This window comes from Blautia luti (assembly GCF_013304735.1).
Taxonomy (GTDB): domain Bacteria; phylum Bacillota; class Clostridia; order Lachnospirales; family Lachnospiraceae; genus Blautia_A.
On record NZ_JAAITI010000066.1, the window covers coordinates 1 to 8,853 of the forward strand.

Annotated in this window: 8 protein-coding genes; 7 read left to right on the top strand and 1 reads right to left on the bottom strand. The window is 46.3% G+C overall.

The window, feature by feature from the left end; all coding sequences use genetic code 11:
- Positions 1-147: 147 nt before the first annotated feature.
- A complete protein-coding gene (locus G5B06_RS18160) occupies positions 148-861 on the bottom strand; it encodes a phosphatase (protein WP_173772688.1) in 714 nt (237 codons plus the stop codon).
- A gap of 354 nt (positions 862-1,215) precedes the next feature.
- On the opposite strand from G5B06_RS18160, the gene G5B06_RS18165 reads away from it, so the two are divergent.
- The 7 genes from G5B06_RS18165 to G5B06_RS18195 all read left to right on the top strand — a co-directional run.
- A complete protein-coding gene (locus G5B06_RS18165) occupies positions 1,216-3,741 on the top strand; it encodes a glycyl radical protein (protein WP_173772690.1) in 2,526 nt (841 codons plus the stop codon).
- Positions 3,742-3,752: 11 nt separating this feature from the next.
- A complete protein-coding gene (locus tag G5B06_RS18170) occupies positions 3,753-4,544 on the top strand; it encodes a glycyl-radical enzyme activating protein (RefSeq protein WP_173762625.1) in 792 nt (263 codons plus the stop codon).
- Positions 4,545-4,731: 187 nt separating this feature from the next.
- On the top strand, positions 4,732-5,610 hold the full coding sequence (locus tag G5B06_RS18175; RefSeq protein WP_148448413.1) for a class II aldolase/adducin family protein: 879 nt from the start codon (positions 4,732-4,734) through the stop codon (positions 5,608-5,610).
- A gap of 31 nt (positions 5,611-5,641) precedes the next feature.
- A complete protein-coding gene (locus G5B06_RS18180; protein ID WP_148448411.1) occupies positions 5,642-7,030 on the top strand; it encodes an aldehyde dehydrogenase family protein in 1,389 nt (462 codons plus the stop codon).
- Positions 7,031-7,048: 18 nt separating this feature from the next.
- On the top strand, positions 7,049-8,281 hold the full coding sequence (locus G5B06_RS18185; protein ID WP_015525954.1) for a zinc-binding dehydrogenase: 1,233 nt from the start codon (positions 7,049-7,051) through the stop codon (positions 8,279-8,281).
- Between the two features lie 24 nt (positions 8,282-8,305).
- The gene (locus G5B06_RS18190) at positions 8,306-8,620 is read left to right on the top strand and encodes a BMC domain-containing protein (RefSeq protein ID WP_015525953.1); all 315 of its coding nucleotides are present in this window, start codon (positions 8,306-8,308) and stop codon (positions 8,618-8,620) included.
- 85 nt (positions 8,621-8,705) lie between these two features.
- The coding region (locus G5B06_RS18195) for a BMC domain-containing protein (RefSeq protein WP_173772692.1) at positions 8,706-8,853 on the top strand (148 nt) is incomplete at its 3' end.

Below are 8,853 nucleotides of genomic sequence, written 5' to 3' on the forward strand. Positions count from 1 at the left end.
TGGATAATTCCTTACTGGCTGTAAGGGATATTAACCATAAATATATTGTAGTAGAATATATAATATAGTTATAAATAATAGTTCGAAATAATGAGCCAGCTCTGACACATAGAAAAATGTGTGAGCTGGCTTTTTTACTTTATCAGGTCATCTGGTCTGCAGGAACACTTTTAATTTTGGAAGCTGGTTGTTCAGGATCAGCTGTTCCGGGAACATGGCCTGGTGAACAAACTCCGCGGCATAGGTAAAATCGCCAATGTGCTCCGGACCGTGACTGTCGCTGGAGAGAAGCAGTGGCAGATCATATTTTCGACAGCAACGAAGGATCTCGAAACAGTTTTCTCTTGTGTCACCACGATAGCCATAAGGCGCAAGAGAAGCTTCATTGATCTCGAAGATGGTTCCGGTTTCTTTTGCAGTTTGGGCAAGAACTTCATAATTTACCGGATAGTGTGTGTTATCGCTGTGGCCGAGGATCTTGACGCAGGGATTTTTCATAACATTGACAAAAGCTTCGGTGTTTTCGTCCCTGGTACCGGGGCGGTAATTCCAGGAATGCATGCTTGCAATGGCGTAGTCAAGTTTACATAATAATTCCTGATCCAGATCGATACTTCCGTTCCGATCCAGGATATTCAGTTCAATCCCGTAGAGCAGGTCTACGCCGAAATGTTTTTTCGGAGAATAGGTAAGGCTGCGGAAATAGGAGGAAGTTCCGGCTGCCAGAGTGCCGGGACCGTGATCAGTGATCCCGAGAAGCCGGAGACCTTTTCCTGCGGCCGCCCGGGCCATGTTGGTGATAGTACATTCCGTGCCGTGACCGCTGGCGATGGAATGGGTATGCATATCAGAAAGATACATAAAAATACACCTCTTTTGCTGTTTGAGAACATGTGACAGAGCGGAATACGAATGTCCGCTTTGTATAAATTTTTTCTGAAAAACAAAGGAATTCCTATATAAATCCAAGTATGGCAGAGCAGAAAAACAAAGTCAATAGAGAAAAACATAAAAATACAAAAAACAAATAAAATCAACAGGGCGCAACCGATAAAAACCACAAAAACAGCTATAAACACATGTTGGATTTCGTTGACATCGAAGTAGGGGTAAGGTATAATAAAACTACATGAGCACATAGCCGGACAGGAGCAGTTCTGGAAGCGGGAAGGCGGACAGATCACCAGAAACAACCGGTTATGAGAAAGGAGAATCATGGAGAAATTTCATATAGCAGATATCCCGAAAACAGACAGGATCACCCATCTTGTGGATAATCTTTATGCAAAGATGCCGGTGATCGAATCTGCCAGAGCCAAGCTGGTCACAGAGTCCTATAAGCAGACCGAAGACGAGCCGATCATCACCCGCAGAGCCAAGGCATTTGCCCACATCCTGCGTAATATTCCCATCATTATCCGTGATGAGGAGCTGATCGTCGGAAGCAGCACCCTGGCTCCGAGAGGATGTCAGACATTCCCGGAGTATTCTTTCCAGTGGCTGGAGGATGAGCTGGACACAGTGGCTACCAGAACAGCCGATCCATTTTATATTGCGGAGGAAACCAAGGCGGAACTCCGTGAGGTACATAAATACTGGAAAGGCAAGACAACCAGTGAACTTGCAACTTCCTACATGGCACCGGAAGCAATTCTTGCCATTGATCACAACATTTTTACACCGGGAAATTATTTTTACAATGGTGTAGGACATGTAACCGTTAAATATGAAGAAGTTCTGGCAATCGGTTATGAAGGAATCATTGCCAAAGCACAGAAAGAGCTTGAGGAATGCAATGTGGGAGATGGCGATTACGCAAAGAAATCCCGTTTCCTGGAAGCCGTGATCTTAAGCTGTCAGGCTGTTATCGACTATGCACACCGCTATGCCGAGCTTGCTGAGCAGATGGCATATCAGTGTCAGGACCCGACCAGAAAGCAGGAACTTCTTCAGATTGCATCCAACTGCAGCCGTGTACCGGCTAAAGGCGCCCGTAACTTCTATGAAGCCTGCCAGTCCTTCTGGTTCGTACAGCAGCTGATCCAGATGGAGAGCAGCGGACATTCCATTTCACCGGGACGTTTTGACCAGTATATGTATCCATATTATAAGAGTGATATGGAGGCAGGCAATCTGACCAGAGAGTTCGCTCAGGAACTGATGGACTGCATCTGGGTAAAATTAAACGACCTGAATAAATGCCGTGATGCCGCATCTGCAGAAGGTTTTGCAGGCTACAGCCTTTTCCAGAACCTGATCGCAGGTGGCCAGAACAAAGACGGCGAGGATGTGACCAATGATCTCTCCTTTATGTGTATCCAGGCGTCCATGCATGTACATCTTCCGGCACCGTCTCTTTCTGTAAGAGTATGGAACGGATCTCCCCATGAATTCCTGATCAAGGCTGCAGAGCTTACAAGAACAGGAATCGGACTTCCGGCTTATTATAATGATGAAGTTATCATCCCTGCACTGCAGAACCGGGGACTTTCCCTTGCAGATGCCAGAGAGTATAACATCATCGGCTGTGTAGAACCGCAGAAAGCAGGTAAGACAGAAGGTTGGCATGATGCCGCATTCTTTAACATGTGCCGTCCACTGGAGATGGTTTTCTCTAATGGTATGGATAAAGGTGTGCAGGTTGGTGTTCAGACTGGCGATGTCACAGAGATGAAGAGCTTTGACGAGTTCTATGACGCATACAAGAAACAGATGGAATATTTCATCTCCCTGCTTGTAAATGCAGATAATGCCATTGATGTTGCACATGCTGAGAGATGTCCGCTTCCATTCCTTTCCTGTATGGTGGATGACTGCCTGAAACGAGGTAAATCCGTTCAGGAAGGCGGAGCTGTTTATAACTTTACAGGTCCTCAGGGATTTGGTATTGCCAACATGGCAGATTCCCTGTATGCAATCCGCAAGCTTGTATATGAAGAAAAGAAAGTTACCATGGAAGAGATGAAAGAAGCTCTGGCATGGAACTATGGCAAAGGTATTGATGCACAGTCTGCGGCAGATATCACTACCATTGTTATGCAGAAACTTCAGGAGAATGGCATCAGCGTAAATGAGCAGACAGCTACAGCCGTTATGACAGCAGCTCTTGGAACCGAGCCATCCCCGGAGAAAAAAGCAAGATTTGAAGAAATCCACAAGATGATCGAGGAAGTTCCGAAGTTCGGAAACGATATCCCGGATGTGGATTACTTTGCAAGAGATGTGGCTTATACTTATACCAGACCACTTCAGAAATATATGAACCCGAGAGGCGGACATTATCAGGCAGGACTTTATCCGGTATCTGCAAACGTTCCGCTTGGCGGACAGACTGGTGCTACACCGGATGGCCGTTATGCACATACACCAGTTGCAGATGGCGTTTCTCCGTCAGCAGGCAAGGATGTGAAAGGCCCGACAGCAGCAGCAACTTCCGTATCCCGTCTGGATCATTTTATCGTGTCCAATGGAACACTGTTCAACCAGAAATTCCATCCATCCGCACTTGCAGGAAGAGAAGGACTGGAGAAGTTTGTAGCACTGATCCGTGGATATTTTGATCAGAAGGGTATGCATATGCAGTTTAACGTTGTCGACAGAGAGACACTTCTGGACGCTCAGAAACATCCGGAGAAGTACAAACACCTGGTTGTACGTGTCGCCGGATATAGTGCACTGTTCACGACACTTTCCAGATCTCTGCAGGATGATATTATCCGTCGTACAGAACAGGGCTTCTAAAGGAGTGACTTATGGACTATTTGGATACAAAGGGCAGGATCTTTGATATTCAGAAATATTCAGTACACGATGGTCCGGGCATCCGTACCATCGTGTTCCTGAAAGGCTGCGTTCTCCGCTGCCGCTGGTGCTGCAACCCGGAATCACAGGAATACCGGATCCAGAATATGAAAGTTCTGGGCGAGGACAAAGTGATCGGCCGGGATGTAACTGTCCGTGAGATGATCGAAGAGGTTGAGAAAGACCGTGCATATTATTACCGCTCCGGAGGGGGAATCACCCTCTCCGGCGGAGAATGCATGTGCCAGGCAGATTTTTCCAGAGATCTTCTCCGCGCGGCAAAAGAGCGCGGCATCAACACAGCCGTGGAGAGTATGGCCTGTGCCCCCTGGGAAAAGATCGAACAGGTTCTTCCCTATCTGGATGTGTATCTGATGGATATCAAGCATATGAATCAGGAAAAACATAAGGAATTCACAGGACGGGCCAACGGACTGATGCTGGAGAATGCAAGAAAGGTTGCACTCTATGGCAAGACCAGACTGGTGATCCGCGTTCCGGTTATTCCGACTTTCAATGATTCTGTGGAAGAGATCCAGGCAATCGCCAGATTTGCGGCATCCCTTCCAGGTGTAAACAAGATCCATCTTCTTCCGTACCACAGATTGGGACAGGATAAATATGATGGCCTTGGACGCCCCTATTTAATGGAAGGAATTCTTCCACCGACAGCAGAACATATGCAGATGTTAAAGAATGCGGTACACGCGGTATGCGGCCTGGACTGCCAGATCGGCGGCTGAGAAATAAAAGAATTACAGAGAAAAGATCCTCTGCAAACAGACAACATAAAAAACAATAAAAACAACATAATGAGCAACAAGAAACCAACACAAAACAACGGATTGTCCTTGACTTATTTTGTGGTATGGAGTAAAATATTTCCAGAAACAAAATAGTGCAATCCAATGCTCAAGGAGGAAATTAAGCATGGTAAACGAGTTTGAAATCAAAAAACAGCTTTGCGACATCGGTAAAAGAATCTACAACCGTAACATGGTTGCAGCTAACGACGGAAACTTCTCCGTTAAAGTGGCAGAGAATGAATATCTTTGCACACCAACAGGTGTATCCAAAGGTTTCATGACACCAGAGTTCATCTGTAAAGTAGATGGCAAGGGTAATGTAATCCAGGCTAACCCGGGATTCAAACCATCATCTGAGATCAAGATGCATATGAGAGTATATGAGAAGAGACCGGACGTAGGATCTGTTGTACATGCTCATCCGATCTACGCTACATCTTTCGCAATCGCAGGTATCCCGCTTACACAGCCGATCATGCCAGAGGCAGTTATCGCTCTTGGATGCGTTCCGATCGCTGAGTACGGTACACCTTCCACAATGGAGATTCCGGATAACCTTGAGAAATACCTTCCATATTTCGATGCAGTACTTCTTGAGAACCACGGAGCACTTACATGGAGCACAGACCTTAACGCTGCATACATGAAGATGGAGTCTGTGGAGTTCTACGCACAGCTTCTGTATCAGAGCAAACTTCTTGGCGGCCCGAAGGAATTCGACAAAGAGAACATCGAGAAACTCTATGCAATCCGTCGTAAATTCGGTATGCCTGGAAAACATCCGGCAAACCTTTGCCTGAACAAAGATGGAAAGAACTGCCACAACTGCGGCGGCGCATGCCACAGTGAGGACTACAAACAGTTCCCAGGATATCAGTATGATTTTGTTGGAAAAGACTGTGACAAAGATGCAGCTCCTGCAGCAGATGCAACAGCAAACGCAGATGCAGAGCTTGTAGCTCAGATCACAAAACAGGTTATGGCTCAGCTTGGCCTGAAATAATTTTTTGACGGAATATTAAGGAGGACATCTCATGCCAATAAGTGAGAATATGGTACAGGAAATTGTACAGGAAGTTATGGCAAAAATGCAGATTGCAGATGCTCCGGCCGGAAAACATGGCGTTTTCAAGGATATGAATGATGCTATCGAAGCAGCGAAAAAAGCGCAGCAGGTAGTTAAGACAATGTCTATGGACCAGAGAGAAAAAATCATCACCTGCATCCGTAAAAAGATCAAAGAAAATGCGGAAGTACTGGCTCGTATGGGTGTTGAGGAAACTGGTATGGGTAATGTAGGAGACAAGATCCTCAAACATCACCTGGTAGCAGACAAGACACCTGGTACCGAAGACATTACAACAACTGCATGGTCCGGAGACAGAGGACTGACTCTGATCGAGATGGGACCATTTGGTGTAATCGGTGCGATCACACCATGTACAAACCCAAGTGAAACAGTTCTCTGTAACACAATGGGTATGCTGGCAGGCGGAAATACAGTTGTATTCAACCCGCATCCGGCAGCTGTAAAAACTTCTATTTACGCAATCAATCTTTTAAATGAGGCTTCCCTGGAATCAGGCGGCCCGGATAATATCGCTGTTACTGTTGAGAAACCAACACTTGAGACCAGCAATATTATGATGAAACATAAAGATATCCATCTGATCGCAGCAACAGGCGGCCCTGGTGTTGTAACAGCAGTTCTTTCCTCCGGTAAGAGAGGAATCGGTGCAGGAGCAGGTAACCCACCGGCACTGGTTGATGATACTGCTGATATCCGTAAGGCAGCTCAGGATATCGTAAACGGATGTACATTCGATAACAATCTTCCATGTATCGCTGAGAAGGAAGTTGTTGCAGTATCTTCCGTAGTTGATGAGTTAATGCACTACATGATCACAGAGAATGACTGCTATCTTGCATCCAAGGAAGAGCAGGACAAACTTGTTGAGACTGTACTTGCAGGTGGCAAGCTGAACCGTAAATGTGTAGGACGTGACGCGAAGACACTTCTTTCCATGATCGGAGTTCAGGCACCGGCAAATACCCGCTGCATTATCTTTGAAGGACCGAAGGAACATCCGCTCATCACAACAGAGCTTATGATGCCAATCCTCGGAATCGTAAGAGCTAAGGATTTTGACGATGCTGTAGAGCAGGCTGTATGGCTTGAGCATGGCAACCGTCATTCCGCACATATTCATTCCAAGAATATTGATAACATTACAAAATATGCGAAAGCAATTGATACCGCAATCCTTGTAAAGAACGGCCCGTCCTATTCCGCACTTGGATTTGGCGGAGAAGGTTTCTGTACATTCACAATTGCAAGCCGTACCGGTGAGGGACTTACAAGCGCAAGCACATTCACAAAGAGAAGACGCTGCGTAATGACAGACAGCCTTTGCATTCGTTAATCAGGAGGAACAGAAACAATGGATATGAACAATGTAAATATCGAAGAAATCGTTAAACAGGTTCTCTCCGGCATGACAGGAAACGCTCCTGCAGCAGCTGCTGCAACAAGCGCTCCGGCTGCTCCGGCAGGAAACACAATTCCGAAAAAAGCAAGAGTAGCAATGATGACAGAGAAGAAACATTTTGAGCTTCAGGAGTATGATCTTCCGGAAGTTGGTGACGACGACATCCTCGTTAAAGTTGAGGGCTGCGGCGTCTGCGGAACAGATGCTCATGAGTACAAAAATGACCCGTTTGGTCTTATCCCAGTAGTTCTCGGACATGAGGGAACCGGTGAGATCGTAAAAATGGGTAAAAACGTTAAAGTTGATACAGCTGGTAAACCGGTTAAAGTCGGCGACAAGATCGTTACCTGTATGATCTTCAAAGATGATCCGGAAATCACAATGTTCGACCTTAACAAGAAGAACGTAGGTGGCGCTGACGTATACGGACTTCTTCCGGATGACGACGTTAAATTCAACGGCTGGTTCGCTGATTACATCTTCATCAGAGGCGGAAAATTCGGTTCCACATTCTTTAATGTAAGTGACCTGGATCTTGATTCCCGTATCCTCATCGAGCCATGTGCAGTACTTGTACATGCTGTAGAGAGAGCAAAAACAACAGGAATCCTGAAATTCAACAGCAGAGTTGTTGTTCAGGGTTGCGGACCGATCGGTCTTATCTGCATCGCAGTTCTCCATACAATGGGCGTTCATAATATCTGTGCAGTAGACGGAAATGAGAAACGTCTTGAGTTTGCCAAGAGAATGGGAGCAAACACAACCGTTAACTTCATGAACTTCAAGGGCATTGAGGCACTTACTGAGGCTGTTAAAGAGGCTCAGGGCGGACATCTTGCAGATTTCGCTTTCCAGTGTACTGGAAATCCTCATGCACACTCCAACATCTACAAATTTATTCGCAACGGCGGCGGTCTTTGCGAGCTTGGTTTCTTCATCAACGGTGGAGACGCTACCATCAACCCGCACTTCGACCTCTGCTCCAAAGAGATCAACCTTGTTGGTTCCTGGGTATACAACCTCAGAGACTATGCAACAACATTTGATTTCCTTAAGAGAGCAAAAGCAATCGGACTTCCAATGTCTGAGCTGATCACACACAAGTTCCCGCTTGAGGAGATCAACGAGGCACTTGAGACAAACCTGGCAATGACAGGTCTTAAGATCGCGATTGTTAATAAATAACCTTAACGGGAAAGGAGAAGCAACATGGCAGAAGCTGTAGGAATTCTTGAGGTCTTCGGACTTGCGACAGCCTTTGTGGCAGCTGACGCCGGGTGCAAGGCTGCAAATGTCCACCTGGAGGTATTCGATAAGAATAAACCGGCGAATGCGGACAGCCTGCCAGTACCGCTTCTTGTCTGCATCAAGTACCGCGGAAGCGTGTCAGATGTCACGGCAGCGGTAGAAGCCGGCATGAAAGTCGCAGAGAGCATGACAGGTGTGGTACAGCATTACATAATCCCCAACCCGGAACCAGGTACACAGAAAATGCTGAAGATCAGCGCCCTGGATAAAGATTAAGCGGATTCCGAAGTTTACTTTACAAAAGTGGCGGAATCATATATGATAAAATTGTAACGAAGATAAGATTCAGGAGGATAGAATCATGGCACAGGAAGCATTAGGAATGGTTGAGACAAGAGGCCTCACAGCTGCAATCGAGGCAGCAGATGCAATGACAAAAGCAGCTGAGGTTGCGCTTGTAGGAACAGAGAAGATCGGTTCCGGTCTTGTAACTGTTATGGTTCGTGGAG

Bases quoted from the DNA above. Each gene is read 5' to 3' on its own strand.
- G5B06_RS18180 (WP_148448411.1), top strand. From the start codon at position 5,642: ATGCCAATAAGTGAGAATATGGTACAGGAAATTGTACAGGAAGTTATG.
- G5B06_RS18175 (WP_148448413.1), top strand. From the start codon at position 4,732: ATGGTAAACGAGTTTGAAATCAAAAAACAGCTTTGCGACATCGGTAAA.
- G5B06_RS18185 (WP_015525954.1), top strand. From the start codon at position 7,049: ATGGATATGAACAATGTAAATATCGAAGAAATCGTTAAACAGGTTCTC.
- G5B06_RS18190 (WP_015525953.1), top strand. From the start codon at position 8,306: ATGGCAGAAGCTGTAGGAATTCTTGAGGTCTTCGGACTTGCGACAGCC.
- G5B06_RS18160 (WP_173772688.1), bottom strand. From the start codon at position 861: ATGTATCTTTCTGATATGCATACCCATTCCATCGCCAGCGGTCACGGC.
- G5B06_RS18170 (WP_173762625.1), top strand. From the start codon at position 3,753: ATGGACTATTTGGATACAAAGGGCAGGATCTTTGATATTCAGAAATAT.
- G5B06_RS18165 (WP_173772690.1), top strand. From the start codon at position 1,216: ATGGAGAAATTTCATATAGCAGATATCCCGAAAACAGACAGGATCACC.